16 protein-coding genes are annotated in these 17,024 nt (G+C 72.1%); 7 read left to right on the top strand and 9 right to left on the bottom strand.

Annotated features, from left to right (window positions below):
* Positions 1-49 precede the first annotated feature (49 nt).
* Complete coding sequence (locus tag MED01_RS04310) at positions 50-397, top strand: PadR family transcriptional regulator (protein ID WP_238667250.1); 348 nt, start codon at positions 50-52, stop codon at positions 395-397.
* Positions 394-1,407, top strand: coding sequence for a hypothetical protein (locus MED01_RS04305; RefSeq protein WP_238667249.1), 1,014 nt, complete (start codon positions 394-396; stop codon positions 1,405-1,407). Before MED01_RS04310 ends, MED01_RS04305 begins: the two co-directional genes overlap by 4 nt.
* 123 nt (positions 1,408-1,530) lie before the next feature.
* On the opposite strand, the gene MED01_RS04300 is transcribed toward MED01_RS04305, so the two are convergent.
* The 9 genes from MED01_RS04300 to MED01_RS04260 all read right to left on the bottom strand — a co-directional run bounded on the left by MED01_RS04300 (position 1,531) and on the right by MED01_RS04260 (position 12,709).
* Entirely contained in the window at positions 1,531-2,721 is a 1,191-nt protein-coding gene (locus MED01_RS04300) for an acyl-CoA dehydrogenase family protein (protein WP_238667248.1), read from the bottom strand.
* On the bottom strand, positions 2,718-4,727 hold the full coding sequence (locus MED01_RS04295) for an ATP-binding protein (protein WP_238667247.1): 2,010 nt from the start codon (positions 4,725-4,727) through the stop codon (positions 2,718-2,720). Before MED01_RS04295 ends, MED01_RS04300 begins: the two co-directional genes overlap by 4 nt.
* A 69-nt stretch (positions 4,728-4,796) precedes the next feature.
* On the bottom strand, positions 4,797-6,398 hold the full coding sequence (locus MED01_RS04290) for an acyl-CoA carboxylase subunit beta (protein ID WP_238667246.1): 1,602 nt from the start codon (positions 6,396-6,398) through the stop codon (positions 4,797-4,799).
* Positions 6,399-6,453: 55 nt separating this feature from the next.
* On the bottom strand, positions 6,454-7,650 hold the full coding sequence (locus MED01_RS04285) for an acyl-CoA dehydrogenase family protein (protein WP_238667245.1): 1,197 nt from the start codon (positions 7,648-7,650) through the stop codon (positions 6,454-6,456).
* Positions 7,647-9,401 carry an acyclic terpene utilization AtuA family protein gene (locus MED01_RS04280; RefSeq protein ID WP_372493580.1) on the bottom strand — a complete coding sequence of 585 codons (1,755 nt, stop codon included), beginning with the start codon at positions 9,399-9,401 and terminating at the stop codon, positions 7,647-7,649. The genes MED01_RS04285 and MED01_RS04280 overlap by 4 nt, the downstream gene beginning before the upstream one ends.
* Positions 9,320-10,117 carry a TIGR03084 family metal-binding protein gene (locus tag MED01_RS04275; RefSeq protein WP_238667244.1) on the bottom strand — a complete coding sequence of 266 codons (798 nt, stop codon included), beginning with the start codon at positions 10,115-10,117 and terminating at the stop codon, positions 9,320-9,322. Before MED01_RS04275 ends, MED01_RS04280 begins: the two co-directional genes overlap by 82 nt.
* Positions 10,118-10,154: 37 nt before the next feature.
* Positions 10,155-10,760: a TetR/AcrR family transcriptional regulator gene (locus MED01_RS04270; protein WP_091403316.1), complete on the bottom strand. Its 606-nt coding sequence runs from the start codon at positions 10,758-10,760 to the stop codon at positions 10,155-10,157.
* A 413-nt stretch (positions 10,761-11,173) separates the two neighbouring features.
* Entirely contained in the window at positions 11,174-11,917 is a 744-nt protein-coding gene (locus tag MED01_RS04265) for a metallophosphoesterase family protein (RefSeq protein ID WP_238667243.1), read from the bottom strand.
* Between the two features lie 114 nt (positions 11,918-12,031).
* Positions 12,032-12,709 carry a Crp/Fnr family transcriptional regulator gene (locus tag MED01_RS04260; protein ID WP_007466162.1) on the bottom strand — a complete coding sequence of 226 codons (678 nt, stop codon included), beginning with the start codon at positions 12,707-12,709 and terminating at the stop codon, positions 12,032-12,034.
* A 143-nt stretch (positions 12,710-12,852) separates the two neighbouring features.
* Between MED01_RS04260 and MED01_RS04255 the strand changes: the two genes are divergently transcribed.
* The 5 genes from MED01_RS04255 to MED01_RS04235 are packed head-to-tail and all read left to right on the top strand — an operon-like array spanning position 12,853 to position 16,961.
* On the top strand, positions 12,853-13,560 hold the full coding sequence (locus tag MED01_RS04255) for an adenosylcobinamide amidohydrolase (protein WP_238667242.1): 708 nt from the start codon (positions 12,853-12,855) through the stop codon (positions 13,558-13,560).
* A gap of 11 nt (positions 13,561-13,571) precedes the next feature.
* Positions 13,572-14,750 carry a CapA family protein gene (locus MED01_RS04250; RefSeq protein ID WP_238667241.1) on the top strand — a complete coding sequence of 393 codons (1,179 nt, stop codon included), beginning with the start codon at positions 13,572-13,574 and terminating at the stop codon, positions 14,748-14,750.
* A 41-nt stretch (positions 14,751-14,791) separates the two neighbouring features.
* Complete coding sequence (gene nth / locus MED01_RS04245) at positions 14,792-15,580, top strand: endonuclease III (RefSeq protein ID WP_308193408.1); 789 nt, start codon at positions 14,792-14,794, stop codon at positions 15,578-15,580.
* Complete coding sequence (locus tag MED01_RS04240; RefSeq protein ID WP_238667239.1) at positions 15,577-16,272, top strand: TlpA family protein disulfide reductase; 696 nt, start codon at positions 15,577-15,579, stop codon at positions 16,270-16,272. The genes nth and MED01_RS04240 overlap by 4 nt, the downstream gene beginning before the upstream one ends.
* Positions 16,269-16,961, top strand: coding sequence for an NUDIX hydrolase (locus MED01_RS04235; protein WP_238667238.1), 693 nt, complete (start codon positions 16,269-16,271; stop codon positions 16,959-16,961). Before MED01_RS04240 ends, MED01_RS04235 begins: the two co-directional genes overlap by 4 nt.
* The last annotated feature ends 63 nt before the right edge of the window (positions 16,962-17,024 follow it).

The following is a 17,024-nucleotide window of genomic DNA, read 5'->3' as shown; positions in this document are numbered from 1 at the left end:
GCAGGGGAACGGTTCCCGTATATACAGTCGCGCGGTATATGCTGTGGCGATGGCGAAGGCTTCCATGCACGAGTCCACCTATCTGATCCTCACCGCGCTCGTCGAGGCCCCACGGCACGGGTACGCGCTCCTCGACGAGGTCCGTCGAATCTCCGACGGGCGTGTCGACCTGCGCGCCGGCACCCTCTACGCAGCCCTCGACCGGCTACGAACCGAGGGCCTCGTCGACATCGATCGCGAGGAGCAGGTGCAGTCCAGATTGCGCCGGTACTACCGACTCACCGCCTCCGGGGCGCAACGGCTCGCCGAGGAATCCGCGCGTCTGCGCAGCAACGCCGACGCGGCGAGCGTGCGACTGCGCCGTGCCGGTCTCATCGTCGACGGCGGTGCGGCATGACGCTGGAACACGGTTACCGGTGGCTGCTGGCCTGCTATCCCCGCGCCTACCGCCGGCAGTACGAGGACGAGATGGTCGGCGTGTTGCTGGACGACGCGGCCCCGGGCCAACGCAGGCCCGCCGCGCGAGACGTGCTCGCACTGCTCGGCGGGGCGTTCCGGGCGCATGCCCGCCAGGCGGGTGCGCGATTCTCGGCCGACGCGTGGCGGGAGGCGGCGCAGGCGCTCGCACTGATCGCCGCGCTGATGTTGTTCGTGCGCGCTGCCCGCGTACCGGTGCTGCACCTTGCCATGCTCGCGCAGAGCTACCCCGGCGGGATCGGGGAGCCGGTCGTCCTCTGGCCGGGTGGCCCGGTGGCGGTGCTGTGGCTCATCGTGGCGGTGTTGGCCGTGGTCGGCTGGGCCCGGGCGGCAGCCGCGGTCGCCGTTTGCGGAGCGACGTTCGAGGTGGTTCGGGTCGCTGCGGACTACGGACAATATTCGACTGTGTTCCATCTGTGGCCCGCCGTGCTCGCTGCGATGGTCCCGCTGGCGCTCGTGGTCCGCGCTCCCCGTTCCGCCGGGGCGGCCCTCGCGCGCTGGCAGCTTGGCACACTGGTGGCAGCGACGCTGGTCAGCGTTGCTGCTCCGAGTGTCGCCTTGGTGACGGGTGCTGATAACGCGACGGCCCCCATCTATGGCACGTGGATCTTCACCGCCGGTGTCGGCCGGATCGAGGCGATCCTGCTGACGGCGGGATACCTGCTCTTCGCCCTTGCCATCCTGTCGACGCCGGCGGTGCTGCGGCGGCGCCTGCTCGCACTGGTGGTTCCGGTGGGCGTCACGCTGCTGCTCACCCGGGTGGGGTTCGGCTCCACGGGGACGTTCCGGGAGCGTTCCACCCACGACGGTGTCCTCGCCGCGCTCACCCCGACGCAGTGGCTGGTGCTGGCACTGGTGCCCACGCTGTTCTTCGCGGTGGCCGTGGCGATCCTGCACCACCAGGAGCGGCCGGCCGGTCGAGGAGCGTGAGGCCGCATAGCCTCGGCAGAGATCGACTCGGTTTTCAGGAAGTCGGGGGGTTGTTGGTCCTTGGACCCCGCGGATTCAAGAAGACCGAGTCGATCTTGCGGCAGGCCAGCAGGCCGGGCGGCGTCAGTACGACTTGTCCTGGCCGAGGACGTGTTGGGCCACGAAGTTGAGGATCATCTCGCGGCTGACCGGTGCGATCCGGCCGGCCCGGACCGCGCCGAGCAGGGTCGCCACCCCGTACTCGGTGGTCATGCCGGCCCCGCCGAGCACCTGCACCGCGGTGTCCACGGCGAGCGCGGCGGCCTCCCCGGCCGCGTACTTGGCCATGTTGCCGGCCACCCCGGCCTCCAGGTCGCGACCAGCGTCGTACAGGGTGGCCGCCTTCTGGATCATCAGGCGGGCCAGTTCCACCTGCACCGCCGCGTGTGCCAGCGGATGCGACACCCCCTGGTGCGAACCGATGCTCCGACCACCCCAGACCTTGCGGGTGGCGGTGTACTCACTGGCCCGCTCGATGGCGTACCGGCCGGTGCCGGCGCCCATCGCGGCCACAGTGATCCGCTCCGGGTTGAGCCCGGCGAAGAGCGCCGGCAGCCCGGCGTCCAGCGACTCACCGAGCAGCGCGTCGGCGGGCACCCGCACGTCGTCCAGGTAGAGCAGGAACTGGTTCTCCGGGGACACGATCTCCATGTCCAGCTTGGAGCGGGTCAACCCGGCCGCATCGGTCGGCACCAGGAACAACGCCGGCTTGAGCTTCTGCGGAGACGCATCCGCTGAACCGGCTGGGCCGTCATCGACGGCGACACGGGCCACCACCAGCACGTGACCGGCCTCGTCGACTCCGGAGATGTAGCACTTGCGGCCGTTGAGCAGCCAGCCGTCGCCGTCGCGGCGAGCCACAGTGCCGAGTCGGTGGAAGTTGGAACCGGCCTCCGGCTCGGTGATCGCGAAAACGATCTTCTGGGAGCCGTCGGCGAGGCCCGGCAGGTGCCGCTTGCGCTGGTCCTCGGTGCCGTGCCGACTCAGCACTGTCGCCGCGATGGCGGGGGAGACCACCAGCAGCAGCAACGGGCAACCCGCCGCCGCCAACTCCTCGCAGACGATGGCCAGCTCGGTGATGCCGCCGCCCCCGCCGCCGTACTCGGTGGGGATGTTGACCCCCAGGTAGCCGAGCCGTCCGGCCTCCGCCCAGAGTTCGGTGGTGTGTTCGCCGGCCCTCGCCTTCTCGACGAAGTAGGAGTGACCGTAGCGGCGGCCCAACGCCCGCACGGCGTCGCGCAGCTGGTCCTGCTCGGGGGTGAGGTCGAAGGTCATCGGGGGTCCTTTTCGTCGACAACTGCCAACACGGCGCCCGTCTGCACCTGACCGCCGGTCGGCACCGGCAGTTCGGCGACGATGCCGTCGATCGGGGCGAGCACGGGATGTTCCAGCTTCATCGCTTCCAACGTGAGCAGCGGATCGCCGGCCGCGACCCACTGGCCGACCTGGACGTGCACCCGGGTCACCATGCCGGGCAGCGGCGCGAGCAGCGACCCGGCCGCCACCGCCGCGGTGGGCAGCGGGAGACGCGGCAACTCGGCCAGGCTCGCCGCGCCGTCCGGGCCGTCCACGAAGACAGCCGACCCCACCCGGTGTACGCGGTACGCGCGCCGAAGCCCGTCGACGTCGAGCACCACCCGCTCCGGGGTGGCCTCCACCAGCGCCACTGCCGGCGGCTTCGCCTCCGACGCCGCCGGGTCGCCGGGCAGCGCCGCTGACCAGTCGGCGAGTCCACCGGTCCGGTCCAGGCGGTAGCGGACCTCGATCTCGTCGCCGTTCGGCCCGGTAAAGCGGCTGACCTGCGCGACGGCGGGCACGTTGCGCCAGCCGGAGGGGAGCCCACCCAGCACCGGCGCGGTCGTCCGGCGCTGGGCCGCACCCGCCAGCGCGGCGGCCAGGGCGGTCAGCGGAAGCTGGTCGGCGGGCAGCAGTGGCGCGAAGACCTCCGGGTGCCGGTCCAGGAATCCGGTGTCGATCTCCGCAGCCGCGAACTCCGGGCTGCGCAGCACCCGGACCAGGAGGTCGCGATTGGTGGCCACCCCGTGCAGCTCGGCTCGGGTCAGCGCGCCTGCCAGGGCCCGGGCCGCCTCGCCCCGGGTCGGCGCCCAGGCGATCAGCTTGGCGAGCATGGAGTCGTAGTGCACGCTCACCTCGGATCCCGTCTCGACGCCGGAGTCCAGCCGCAGGCCAGCGCGTTGGAGGCCACCGAACTCCCGGTCGACCCCCGGAATCGCGAACCGGCTCAGCACGCCGGTCGCGGGCAGCCAGCCCTGCGCCGGGTCCTCGGCGCACAACCGCACCTCGATCGCGTAGCCGCGTGCGCCCGGCTCGTGCAGGTGCTCCAGCAGTGGTACGCCCTCGGCGACCAGCAGTTGCCACCGGACCAGGTCGAGACCGACGGGGACGGTCAGCTCGGTGACCGGGTGCTCCACCTGCAGCCGGGTGTTCATCTCCAGGAAGAAGAACTCACCGGTCGGGGCCAGCAGGAACTCCACGGTGCCAGCGCCCACGTAGTCGACGGCACGCCCGGCGGAGACCGCCGCCTCGTTGAGCGCCGGGCGCAGCTCCCCCGGGAGCACCCCGGGGGCCTCCTCGATGATCTTCTGGTGTCGGCGCTGGATCGAGCACTCGCGCACCCCGAGGGCGGCCACCGTGCCGTGCGAGTCGCCGAGGATCTGCACCTCGACGTGCCGGCCACGCTCGACGTACCGCTCGATGAAGACAGTGCCGTCGCCGAACGCGGCAGCCGCCTCCCGGCTGGCGCTGGCGACGGCCTCGGCCAGCTCGTCAGCGTCCCGCACGATCCGCATGCCCCGGCCACCACCGCCGGCGGACGCCTTGACCAGCACCGGGAAGTCGGTGACCTCGTCGGGGTCGGTCCAACTCGGCAGCATCGGCACGCCCGCCTCGGCGAGCAGCGCCTTCGCCGCCAGCTTGTCGCCCATCGCGGCGATCACAGCGGCCGGCGGCCCGACCCAGGTCAGCCCTGCGTTGGTCACCGCCGCAGCGAACTCCGCGTTCTCGGCGAGGAACCCGTAGCCGGGGTGGACGGCGTCCGCACCGCTGCGCCGGGCCGCGTCCAGGATCAGCTCCGCCCGCAGGTACGTCTCGGCCGGCGAACTCCCCGGCAGGCGTACGGCCAGGTCGGCCTCGACCACGAACGGCGCGTCGGCGTCCGCGTCCGAGTACACGGCAACCGTCTCCACGCCCATCGCGCGGCAGGTGGCGAAGACCCGGCGGGCGATTTCGCCCCGGTTGGCCACGAGCAGTCTGTTGATCATGGTCCCCTGAGCCTGCCTTTCGTTCGCGACTGCGGGACTCCGCCTCGCTGCGTTCCTCGCGCTCACGGCTTACATCCGGAAGACGCCGAAACCGTCGGCGCCCTTCACCGGTCCGTTGTGGATCGCCGAGAGGCAGAGCCCGAGGACGGTCCGGGTGTCCCGCGGGTCGATCACCCCGTCGTCGTAGAGCCGGCCGGAGAGGAAGAGCGCGCCGGACTGCGACTCGATCTGCTGCTCGACCATCATTCGCATCGCCGCGTCGGAGTCCTCGTCGTAGTCGCGTCCCCGCGCGGCAGCCGCCTGTCGGGCCACTATCGACAGCACCCCCGCGAGCTGCGCCGGGCCCATCACCGCCGACTTCGCGTTCGGCCAGGTGAACAGGAACCTCGGCTCGTACGCCCGGCCGCACATGCCGTAGTTGCCGGCGCCGTAGGAGGCCCCCAGGTTCACAGTCAGGTGCGGCACCGTCGAGTTCGACACCGCATTGATCATCAGGGCGCCGTGCTTGATGATGCCGCGCTGCTCGTACTCGGTGCCCACCATGTAGCCGGTGGTGTTCTGCAAGAAGATCAATGGGGTGTCCGAGGCGTTCGCGAGCTGGATGAACTGGGCCGCCTTCTGCGCCTCCGCGCTGAACAACACCCCTCGGGCGTTCGCCAGGACGCCCACCGGGTACCCGTGCAACTCGCCCCAACCGGTGACCAGCGCGTCCCCGTACGCCGGCTTGAACTCGTCGAAGTCGCTGCCGTCCAGGATCCGGGCCAGCACCTCCCGAGGGTCGAACGGCACCTTCAGGTCGGCGCTGGTGATGCCGAGCAGCTCCTCCGGGTCGTACTTCGGTGGCTGCGGCACCGCCGTCCGCGGCGACGGGCCCTGCTTGCGCCAGTTCAGTCGACGGACGCACTGCCGGGCCAGGCGGATGCCGTCCCGTTCGTCGGCGGCCAGGTAGTCGGCGAGCCCGGACGTGCCGGCATGCATCGCCGCGCCACCCAGCGACTCGTCGTCGGTGACCTCGCCGGTCGCCATCTTCACCAGCGGCGGACCGGCCAGGTACACCTGTGACCGGTCCCGAATCATGATCACGTGGTCGGACATTCCCGGCACGTACGCGCCACCGGCAGTGGCGTTGCCGAAGACCACGCTGACAGTGGGGATGCCAGCCGCCGAGAGCCGGGTGAGGTCACGGAACACCCGACCGCCGGGGATGAAGATCTCCGCCTGGGTGGGCAGGTCCGCCCCGGCGGACTCCACCAGATTGACCATGGGCAGCCGGTTGGCCAGGGCGATCTCGCCGGCCCGCCGGGTCTTCGCCAGCGACCACGGGTTGACGGCGCCGCCGCGTACCGTCGGGTCGTTGGCGACGATCAGGCACTCCACGCCCTCGACCACCCCGATGCCGGTGACCACGCTGGCACCGACCGGGAAGTCCGAGCCGTACGCGGCGACCGGCGACAACTCCAGGAAGGGACTGTCGGCGTCGACCAGCAGCTCGATCCGCTCCCGGGGGAGCAGCTTGCCGCGCGCGTGGTGCCGGGTCACGTACTTGTCGCCACCACCCGCGCGCGCCTGGTCCAGCGCAGCGTCCAGCTCGGTCAACCGCTCCAGCAACGCGACCCGGTTCGACAGGTACGAGGCCGCGGACGGGTCGACAGCGCTGCCCAGTGTGGTCACTGTGCCTCCTTCGTTCGCGACTGCGGGGCTCGCAGGCCCGGCTCACTCCTCGCGCTCACAGGCCCATGCCCTTCGCGATGATCTCGTTCATGATCTCGGTGGTGCCGCCGCCGATGCCGAGGATCCGCGCGTCGCGGTAGTGCCGCTCCACCTCGGCGTCGCGCAGGTAGCCGAATCCGCCGTGCAGCTGCAACGCCTGGTCGACGACGTGGTCGCAGGCGGCGACTGCCACGTTCTTCGCCATCGCCACCTCTGTCACCACCGGCTCGCCGGCAGCCACCCGGTTGGCCACCTCGTGCACGTACGACCGGGCCGCCTCCGCGCGGGTGTGCATCTCGGCCAACCGGTGCCGGATCAGCTGCCGGCTGGCCAGCGGACGCCCGAAGGTCTCCCGGTCCCGGCACCAGCGCACCGCCAACTCGACGCAGCGCTGCGCTGTCGCGTACGCCTGGGTCGCCAGCGACAGCCGTTCCGCCGCGAAGTGCTGCATGATCGCCAGGAAGCCGGTGTTCTCCGCGCCGATCCGGTTGGCCACCGGCACCCGCACGTCAGCGAAGGACAGCTCGGCGGTGTCCGAGCAGTGCCAGCCCAGCTTCTCCAACCGGCGTCCCACAGTGAACCCGGGCGACCCCTTGTCGATGACCAGCAATGTGAGTTCACCGCTGCCGGGGAAGTCGGTACACACCGCCGTTGTCACGAAGTCGGCCCGGTGCCCGCTGGTGATGTACGTCTTCGACCCGTTCACCACGTAGTGGTCGCCGTCGCGGCGGGCGGTGGTGCGGATGCCGGCAACGTCCGAGCCGCCGTCCGGCTCGGTGATGGCCAGCGCGCCGATCATCGTGCCGGACAGCGTGGGCCGCACGTACCGCTCGATCAGGCTGTCGTCGCCCGGAGACGAAACGCCACCGAGCCGCCCGCCCAGCGAGCCACCGGTACGGGCACCGGCCGCCGCGACCATGTGCGGCAACGCGATCCCGTGCGTGAACAGGGCCGCCACCAGCCCGGACGAGCCACCCGAGCGGATCAGCTCCTCGGTCACGATGATCGAGTCGAGTAGGTCACCGCCGCTGCCACCCACCGACTCCGGGAAGCCGATGCCGAGCAGGCCGAGCTTCGCGGCGGTCGCGTGCAGCGTCCGGGGCACCTCGCCGGCCCGCTCCCAGTCGTCAAGGTGCGGCAACACCTCCCGGGTCACGAACGCCCGGGTCAGCTCGCGCAATTGCCGGCGCTCCGGGGAGTCCACGATGCTCATCGGGACGCCCCGGTCGGTAGGTCAGCAGGCAGGTCGACGACCCGGGCGCGCAGCAGCTCGCCGAGTGCCTTGGCCTGCGGGTCGAACCGGGTGGACGCGGCCACCCCGGCGCCGAGCAGGCCCTCGATCACGAAGTTGACAGCGCGCACGTTCGACAACTCGTAGCGCCGCACCGACAGCGGCGCGGTCTCCGGCACCAGCTCGGCCAGCCGTTCGACTGTCAACCAGGTCCGCAGCCACGCGTACCCGGCGTCGGAACGCGCCCAGACACCGAGGTTGGCGTCGCCGCCCTTGTCCCCGGAACGTGCGCCGACCACATCGCCGAGCGCCCCGCGCCGGGTCGGGCCGTCGACAACCGCGTCGCCACCCGCTGTCGACTCGTCCTGCGAGGTGCTGGCGGTGCGGATCGGCGGGGCGATCGGCACCCGCTCGCCACCCGGTAGCACCGCGACGTGCGCCACCGCGTCCTGCGGCACCGCGTCGGCGGTGAAGACGCCGTACGGTGTCGCGTCGCCCGGCACTGTGGTCAGGGTGCAGCCCGGGTACGAGGCCAGGGCCAACTCCACAGCGGCGGCCGAGAAGGCCCGCCCGGCCCGCGCCTTGTCGCCGTCCCGCAGGTGTACGTGCAGCAGGGCACTGGCCGCCTCGGTGTCGACGGCGTCCGGATGGTCGGTCCGGGCAAGGGTGAACTCCAGCCCGTCAGTGCCCACCGCCTCCTCGATCTGCCCCCGGACCACTGCCGCCTTCGCCTCGATGTGCAGACCGCACAGGACGAACGTCATCGAGTTGCGGAAGCCGCCGAGGTTGTTGACGCCCACCTTCAGCGTGGGAGGTGGCGGCGTGCCCCGCACGCCGGAAACCCGGACCCGGTCCGCCCCCTCGGCGTGAAGCGTCACAGTGTCCAGTCGGGTGACCACGTCCGGCCCGAGGTACGCGGGCCCGCCGATCTCGTAGAGCAGTTGGGCGGTGACCGTCTCCACTGTGACCGCGCCGCCGGTGCCCGGATGCTTGGTGAGCACCGATGAGCCGTCGGGGTACACCTCGGCGATCGGGAACCCGGGCCGGTGGCCGCCGTCGGGCAGCTCGGTGAAGAAGCTGAAGTTGCCGCCGGTGACCTGCGCGCCGCACTCGACGAGGTGCCCCGCGACGGTGGCCCCGGCCAGCTCGTCGAGGTCGTCGCGGCCCCACCCGTACCGGGCGATGGCCGGGCCGACCACCAGCGACGCGTCGGTGACCCGGCCGGTGACCACCACATCCGCGCCTGCGTCGAGACAGGCGGCGATCCCGAACGCGCCGAGGTAGGCGTTCGCGCTCAACGCGTCCGGTCGCTGGATCGTGTCACCCGCGACGTACCCGACCCGGGTCGGCAGGCCGAGCCGGTGGGCGAGCTTCTCAATGGCGGCGGCCAAGCCGGCCGGGTTCAGCCCGCCGGCGTTGGTCACGATCCGCACCCCTCGGTCGAGGGCGGTGCCGAGGCAGGTCTCCAGTTGCCGCAGGAACGTCTTCGCGTAGCCCAGGTCGGGGTCGCGCATACGGTCCCGGGCCAGGATCAGCATGGTCAACTCAGCGAGGTAGTCGCCGGTCAGCACGTCCAGCTCACCGCCGTCGAGCATCTCCCGCCAGGCGGTGAACCGGTCGCCGTAGAAGCCGGAGGCGTTGCCGATGCGGATCACGCCTCTGCCCCGATCCCGCCGTCCGGCCGCCGGCCGTCGCCCGGCGGCCCGGCGAAGGCCTGCGCCACGTCGAGCCATTCGTCGGCGACCGACCCGGTGGCGACCAGAGCGAGGTCCGCGCGGTTTCGGCGCTGGGTGACCAGCAGGCAGAAGTCCCGAGCCGGGCCGGTGACCCGGTCGGCGGCGTCCGCCGGACCCCAACTCCAGGCCTCCCCGCCGGGCCCGACCAGCTCGACCCGGACCGGCGCCGTCGGTGCCTCCCGGCCGTGCGCGGCGAAACCGTGCCCGAGGGTACGCACGCCCAGGTGCGCCACGTGCCGGATTCGGTGGCTGTCGGGGCGGACCACGTCGAGGGCATCGGCCACGTCCGCGCCGTGCGCCCAGGTCTCCATGATCCGGGCGGTGGCCATCGAGGTGGCTGACATTCGGGTGCCGTACCAGGGCAGTTTGCCGCCGGCCGGAACGGCGGCCAGCGCGTCGACGAGCGCGGTTCGCCCGGCCCGCCAGCGGGCGAGCAGCTCGGCCGGCGGGGCGAGGAACTCCTCGGCGCCGACGTCGACGAGGCGGGTCACGTCCGGCGCTGCGGTGACCGTCGCGTAGAACGCCTCGGGATCGGTCGCGGCCAACAGCGCGACGTGGTCGGTCCAGGCGAGGTGGGCGATCTGATGCCCGATGCTCCAGCCCGGGGCCGGGGTCGGCCTCGCCCAGTCGGCAACGGGTAGTGGCGCTACCAGGGCGTCCAGCTGGGCGGACTCGTCGGCCAGGTCCGTGAGCAGATCGCTGAGGTCGACCATGATGCCTCCGGTCGGTGGTGGCCGGTGCGGCCGGCGGTCAGGGCGTGAGCAGGGTGGCGAGCTGGCGCTTCCAGGTGGTCAACAGGGCGGCCCGACGGGCGGAGTCGTCGCTGAGCAGGTTGGCCACCCCGAGCCCACGGAGCAGATCGAGCGTCGCCTGCACCGCTTCGCGGACACCGGGTCGACGTTCGTCGACACCGAGCAGGGCGACTGTGAGCCGGTGCATCTCCCGCCCGACCGTCGCCTCCAACGGCACCAGGGCGTCCCGCAGTTCCCGATCGGTGCGGGCGGCGACCCAGAGCTCGAGCGCGGCCACGAACAGCGGCCCGGTGAACGCCACGGCGAGCAGGTCGACGACCCGGTCCAACCGCTGCGGACCAGCCGGCAGCGCCTCGGCCTCGGTGCGCAACTCGTCGGCCCGGCGCTCGGCCAGATGGGCCACCGCGGCCGTCACCAGCGCCGCCTTCGTCGGGTAGTGGTGCAGCTGTGCCCCACGCGAAACGCCGGCCCGCGCCGCGACGACTGTGGTGGTGGTGCCGGACCAACCGTGCTCGATCAGGCAGTCGACTGTCGCCTCCAGCAGCCGGGCCTGGGTGGCGCGGCTGCGTTCCTGCTGCGGGACACGCGTCGATGCGGTGGGCACTGAGACAGCCTGCTGCCTACGAAACAAACAGTCAAGACTGACTTTTTCCGAGCCCGCGACGCCCGGCTGGGCTCGCGGTGGTGCGGCGCGGGAGGAGGGCCTGGGTTGCTCGTCTCGCTATGGAGCTGATGTCACAAACGAATCGCCCGTCGCCCGTCGCCCGCGCCCGTCGCCCGTCGCCCGCGACCGCGCCCGTCGCCCGCGACCGCGCCCGTCGCCCGCGCCCGCGCCCGTCGACCGCGTTCGCGGTTCGGCCTGCCGATCACCTACTGCTGATGCCGCAAACGATTCAGCTCCAAAGGGTCCCTGACCGGTATCCCGCCTGCCGCCTGCCGCCGCCTGAGGCCGCCTGCCGCCGCCTGCCGCCGCCCGCCGCCCGCCGCCTAGCGGCCGCCTGCCGTCCGCCGGCCGGCTCAGCGGCCGTCGCGGGGGCCGAAGGCGGTCAGCGCGTCGGCGTCGCTGTGCCGGGAGCGCAGGTACTCGTCGGCCCAGGCGGCGGCGTCGGGGAAGGTCGACTCGGCAGCCACCCGGGCGCAGGCCGCGTCCACGTCGAAGGCGGTGCGGCGCAGTTGGACGCCCGGCCCGAGCAGCGCCCACCACGCGCCCGCGCCCCCGTACGGCATGCCGATGCTGCCCGGGTTGACCACCAGACGCCGGTCGACCAGCCGGGTGAACGGCATGTGCGTGTGGCCGCAGACCACAGTGGAAACCTCGGCGGGGAGACCGTCGAACACCTCGGCCCAGCGCGCCATCCGGGAGTCGACGAGCACGACCTCCTCGTCGTCACGGGGCGTGGCGTGGCAGAACAGCGTCGGCCCGAGGCCGTCGATCTCCAGCGTCACAGTCGCCGGCAGCGCGGCAAGCCGGGCCACCTGGTCGTCGCGCAACTGGCCGGCGGCCCAGTTCGACACCTCGATCGACGCCGGGCGGCCGGCCCGGGCCTCGACCAGCTCGCGTTCGCAATTGCCGCCGACCCAGCACACCCGGTCGCCCAGCTCGGCGAGCACGTCCAGCACCTCGACCGGCTGCGGGCCGGCGGCGATGTCGCCGGTGAGCACGATCAGATCGGCGGCGGCGACGTCAGGCTCGGCCAGTACGGCCTCCAGCGCCGGCAGGACACCATGGATGTCGGAGAGCACCGCAACTCGGTTCATCATGGGCCCCAGCCTCACCAGGGGCACCGCCTCCACACCAGCGATTCTGCGTCGGGCAGACGGCAGAAACGTCCCCGCCCACCGTCGGTGACGGTGGGCGGGGACGTTTGGTGCTGCTCAGACGCGGGCGCGACGGGCCAGGCGCTCCGGGTCCAGGATGATGATGCTCTTGCCGTCCAACCGCAGCCAGCCGCGCGAGGCGAAGTCGGCCAGCGCCTTGTTGACCGTCTCCCGGGAGGCGCCGACGAGCTGGGCGATCTCCTCCTGGGTGAGGTCATGGGTCACCCGCAGAACGCCGCCGTCGCGGGTGCCGAAGCGGCCCGCCATCTGGAGCAGGTTCTTGGCGACCCGGCCCGGCACGTCCGTGAAGATCAGGTCGGCGAGCGAGTCGTTGGTCCGGCGCAGCCGCCGGGCGAGCACCCGGAGCAACTGCTCGGCGATCTCCGGGCGGTTGTTGAGCCACGGCCGCAGCGCCTGCTTACGCAGCCGCACCAGCCGGGTGTCGGTCACCGCGGTGGCGGTCGCCGTACGCGGACCCGGGTCGAAGAGCGACAGCTCACCGACCATGTCCGACGGCCCCATCACCGCGATGAGGTTCTGCCGGCCGTCCGCTGCGCGGCGACCAACCTTGATCTTCCCGGACAGCAGGATGTAGAGGCTGTCACCGGGCTCGCCCTCATTGAAGACGATCTCGCCCTTGCGGACCTCGATCGTCTCCATCTCCTTGGCAAGCGCCTCGGCAGCTTCCGGGTCAACACCCTGGAAGATCCCGCTGCGGGCCAGTACCTCGTCCATTGCGCACCTCCGGTTGCGCGTGCCGTCCGTCGGCCGGGGCCGCCGTCCGCTGATCCCCTCGCGCGCCGCCAAGTCTAGGCGCACGTGAGCATGAATCAGAGGTCGCCCCTGGAATCGTGATCGCAGGGCGTAACCTGCCCGACGTGCTGAACGAGCCGACTCTGACCAGCCGCCCCGAGGACGGGCGGCACGTCCCGCTGCTCGTCTGGCGCGCGGACGTGCCCCTGCGGGCGGTCAGCAGCGCTCCGCTGGGCGGTGGCATCGGGGTCCGGCGGTGGGTGTTGAACGCGACTGTACCGATGTCGTACGACCGGGAGGACCCGGCGGCGCACCTGGCCTCGCTCGCCGCCGAGCTGGCCCTCGACGGGCCCGGGATCGGTCTGCTGACCGGCGTTGATGTGACCGAGGTGGTGGCGCGAACCGACGCCGGGGTGCGGGCCTGGGCGACGGTCGGGCTCGGCACGCCGGTGCCCGCGGCCGCGCCGACGCCGGCCGCGCTCACCCAACGCGTCGGCACTGTCAACATCGTGGTGTACGTGCCGGCCCGGCTCGCCGACTCGGCGCTGGTCAACGCGGTGGCCACCGCTACCGAGGCGAAGACCCAGGCGATCACCGAGCTGGGGGTTCCGGGGACCGGCACGCCCACCGACGCTGTCACAGTGCTCTGCCCGGTGGACGGGCCGGAGGCCGCGTACGGCGGACCGCGCTCCACCTGGGGCGCCCCGCTCGCCCGAGCGGTGCACGCGGCGGTGCTCGCCGGTGGTTCCCGGCCGGTCGTGCCGTGGTCCGACCAGCTCACTGGCGCAAAGTCCACCCGATCGGCTGTCGTTGGCGTGTTTAACGACCGGTAGGGTCGCGGGCGATGTATGCTCCCGCCCCCCTCGCGTCCCGCCCGCGCCGCCGCGTCGCCCTCGGCCTCGCCGCGCTGCTGGCCGCCCTCCTCGTGGCCGGCTGTGCCGACCCCGGTGGTGAGGCACCCGTCTGGCAGCCCGGCGCGGGAGGTGGTGGCACCGGCGCGCCGGTCTCCACTGCCGGCCCGAAGGCCACCGGGTCCGCATCGTCCGGTCAGGGTGGCGCGATCTCGCTCTCCGCCACCGGCGACATCATCATGGGCAACGCGCCCGCTCGGCTGCCCGCCGACGGCGGCAAGGGCTTCTTCAACTCGGTCACCGCGGCCCTCAAGGCCGACCTGGTGATGGGCAACCTGGAGGAGCCGCTGACTGTCGACACCGGCACCGGCAAGTGCGGGGCGAACTCCACCCGCTGCTTCCAGTTCCGCGCCCCGCCGGAGTACGCCGCCCACCTGCGCGACGCCGGCTTCGACGTGCTCAACCAGGCCAACAACCACGGCTACGACTACGGGCCCAAGGGCTACGAGAACACCCAGAAGGCGCTGAAGAAGTACGACCTGGAGCACACCGGCGCACCGAACGAAATCACAGTGGTCGACGTCAAGGGCGTCAAGGTCGCCGTCGCCGGGTTCTCGTCGTACGTCTGGTCCAACAGCCTCGTCAACATCGACAAGGCGAAGGCGGTGGTCGCCAAGGCCGCCACCATGGCCGACCTGGTCGTGGTGCAGGTGCACATGGGTGGCGAGGGCGTCGACAAGACCCGGGTGAAGCCGGGCACCGAGATGTTCCTGGGCGAAAACCGGGGCGACCCGGTGAAGTTCTCGCACGCCATGATCGACGCTGGCGCCGACCTGATCGTCGGGCACGGCCCGCACGTGTTGCGCGGGATGGAGTTCTACCAGGGGCGCCTGATCGCGTACAGCCTGGGCAACTTCGCCGGCGGCGGCAACTCGCTGAGCAACGACGGTCGCCTCGGCTGGGGCGGGGTGCTGAAGGTGTCGCTCAAGCCGGACGGCAGTTGGGCCGGCGGCTCGTTCACCTCCACGTACATGAACTCGGCGGGCAAGCCGACGATGGACCCGGATGATCGGGGCCTGGGCCTGGTCACCGAGTTGAGTCGCGCCGACTTCCCGAAGGGCGGCGCTCGCCTCGATGGGCAGGGGAAGATCTCGGCGCCGACCGCCGGCTGACCCGAGGAGAAGCGTCCGGGGTGCGACGTAGGCTGACCGTCGTGACCAGTAGCCCTCCCGGTGCCAGCGAGACCGATCTCGGGCGCAAACGCCGTGCCCGCAAGATCGGCCGGGTGCTGGCCGAGACGCATCCCGACGCGCATTGTGAGCTGGACCACTCCAATGCCCTGGAGCTGGCCGTCGCCACGATCCTGTCCGCACAGTGCACTGACAAGAAGGTCAACGAGGTCACCCCGAAACTCTTCGCCCGCTACCCGAGCGCTGCCGCGTACGCCGCCGCAGACCGGGGCGAGATGGAGGAGCTGATCCGGCCCACCGGCTTCTACCGCAACAAGACCGACTCACTGCTCAAGCTCGGTCAGGCCCTCCTCGACCGGTACGACGGCACGGTCCCGGGTCGGCTCGTCGACCTGGTGACGCTCCCCGGCATCGGCCGCAAGACCGCCAACGTGATCCTGGGCAACGCCTTCGACGTCCCGGGCATCACTGTCGACACGCACTTCCAGCGGCTGGTCCACCGGTGGCGGCTGACCACCGAGACCGACCCGGTCAAGATCGAGCACGCGATCGGCGCCCTGTACGACAAGCGCGACTGGACCATGCTCTCGCACCGGATCATCTTCCACGGGCGACGGGTCTGCCACGCCCGCAAGCCGGCCTGCGGTGCCTGCACGCTCGCGAAGCTCTGCCCTTCGTACGGCACCGGGCCGACCGAGCCGGCGGCCGCCGCCAAGCTGCTCAAGGGCCCTCGGGCGCGCGACCTCGCGGTGGCTGCCGGGGTCGATCCGGAGCTGGTCCCGGCGCAGGCGATCGCGGCGGAGGTGCCGTGAACCGCCGACGCCTCGCCCTCGCCGTCCTGCCGCTGCTGCTGGCGGTCACCGGTTGCACCAGTGGCACCGCCGACGACGAGCCAGCCCCCCGCCCGGCCGCCGCCGAGCGTCCGTCCCCGTTCCGGGACTGCGCCGCGCTGAGCACGGCACCCACTGCCGCGGCACAGGGCTCCGGGACGGCGACCCCGGCAACGGCGATCCCGGCGTCGCCCGGCTCAGGCCCGACGGCCCCCGGAACGCCCGGCCCGACGGCCCGCGCGGCGGGCGGGTCGGCGCTGCCGGAGCTGACGCTCTCCTGCTTCACCGGCGGTGCCCCGGTCGTGCTGCGGGAGGTGGCCGGGCCGGCGGTGATCAACGTGTGGGCTTCCTGGTGCCCGCCGTGCCGCAAGGAGCTGCCCGCCTTCCAGCGCCTCAGCGAGCGGGCCGCCGGTCAGCTCCAGGTGGTCGGAGTCAACAGTCGGGACAGCCGGGGCGGCGCCCAGTCCATCGGTGAGGACTTCGGCGTCCGGTTCCCGATCCTTGTGGACCAGGGCGAGGCGCTCCAGCGCGAGCTGAAGCGCAACGCGATTCCGCTGACCCTCTTCGTCGACGCCGACGGTCAGGTCCGGCACATCGACGCCAGCGGCGCTCTCGACGACGCGAAGCTCGCCAAGCTGGTCGGCCAGCACCTGGGCCTGGCGGTGCCGGCGTGACCCGTCGGCCCCCCGAGTGGATCGAGCCGTTGCTGACCCGGCTGGGCACCGCCCGCGCCGAGGACTTCACCAGGCTGGTCACGCCCGCCGAGGGCGGTCGGGAGAGCGCCGTGCTGGTGCTGCTCGGCGAGCAGCCCGGCGCGGGCCCCGACGTGCTGGTCCTGCAACGCGCCGCCACCCTGCGCAACCACGCCGGCCAGCCCGCCTTTCCCGGTGGTGCGGCCGACCCGGAGGACGCCGACGTCCGCGCCACCGCCCTGCGTGAGGCGAACGAGGAGGTGGGCCTCGACCCGGCCAGCGTGACAGTGCTGGCCGAGCTGCCGAAACTGTGGATCCCGGTCAGCGACTTCGTGGTCACGCCCGTGCTGGCCTGGTGGCACGATCCGCACCCGGTGCACCCACGGGAACCGGCCGAGGTGGCTCACGTCGCCCGCCTGCCGGTCAGCGAGCTGGTCGATCCGGCCAACCGACTGTTGGTCCGGCACCCGAGCGGCTGGATCGGGCCGGCGTTCTCGGCACGCGGGATGCTCGTCTGGGGCTTCACCGCCGGGGTGCTCGCCACCCTGCTCGAGATGGGCGGCTGGGCCCGTCCGTGGTCGCGCGGCCGGGTGGTGGAGCTTCCGCCGACCGGTGCCACACCGGCCCCGTCCGCCGGCACCGACCAGGCTGACGAGAACGCCCTGCGCTGACCGCACGGTCACCATCCGCAAGCGATGGTCATCCGGTGGGCACACTGCCCGTACGCTTGACCC

Source organism: Micromonospora alfalfae, assembly GCF_022230925.1.
Classification (GTDB): domain Bacteria; phylum Actinomycetota; class Actinomycetes; order Mycobacteriales; family Micromonosporaceae; genus Micromonospora; species Micromonospora alfalfae.
This window is presented reverse-complemented; position numbering and strand designations above follow the sequence as displayed.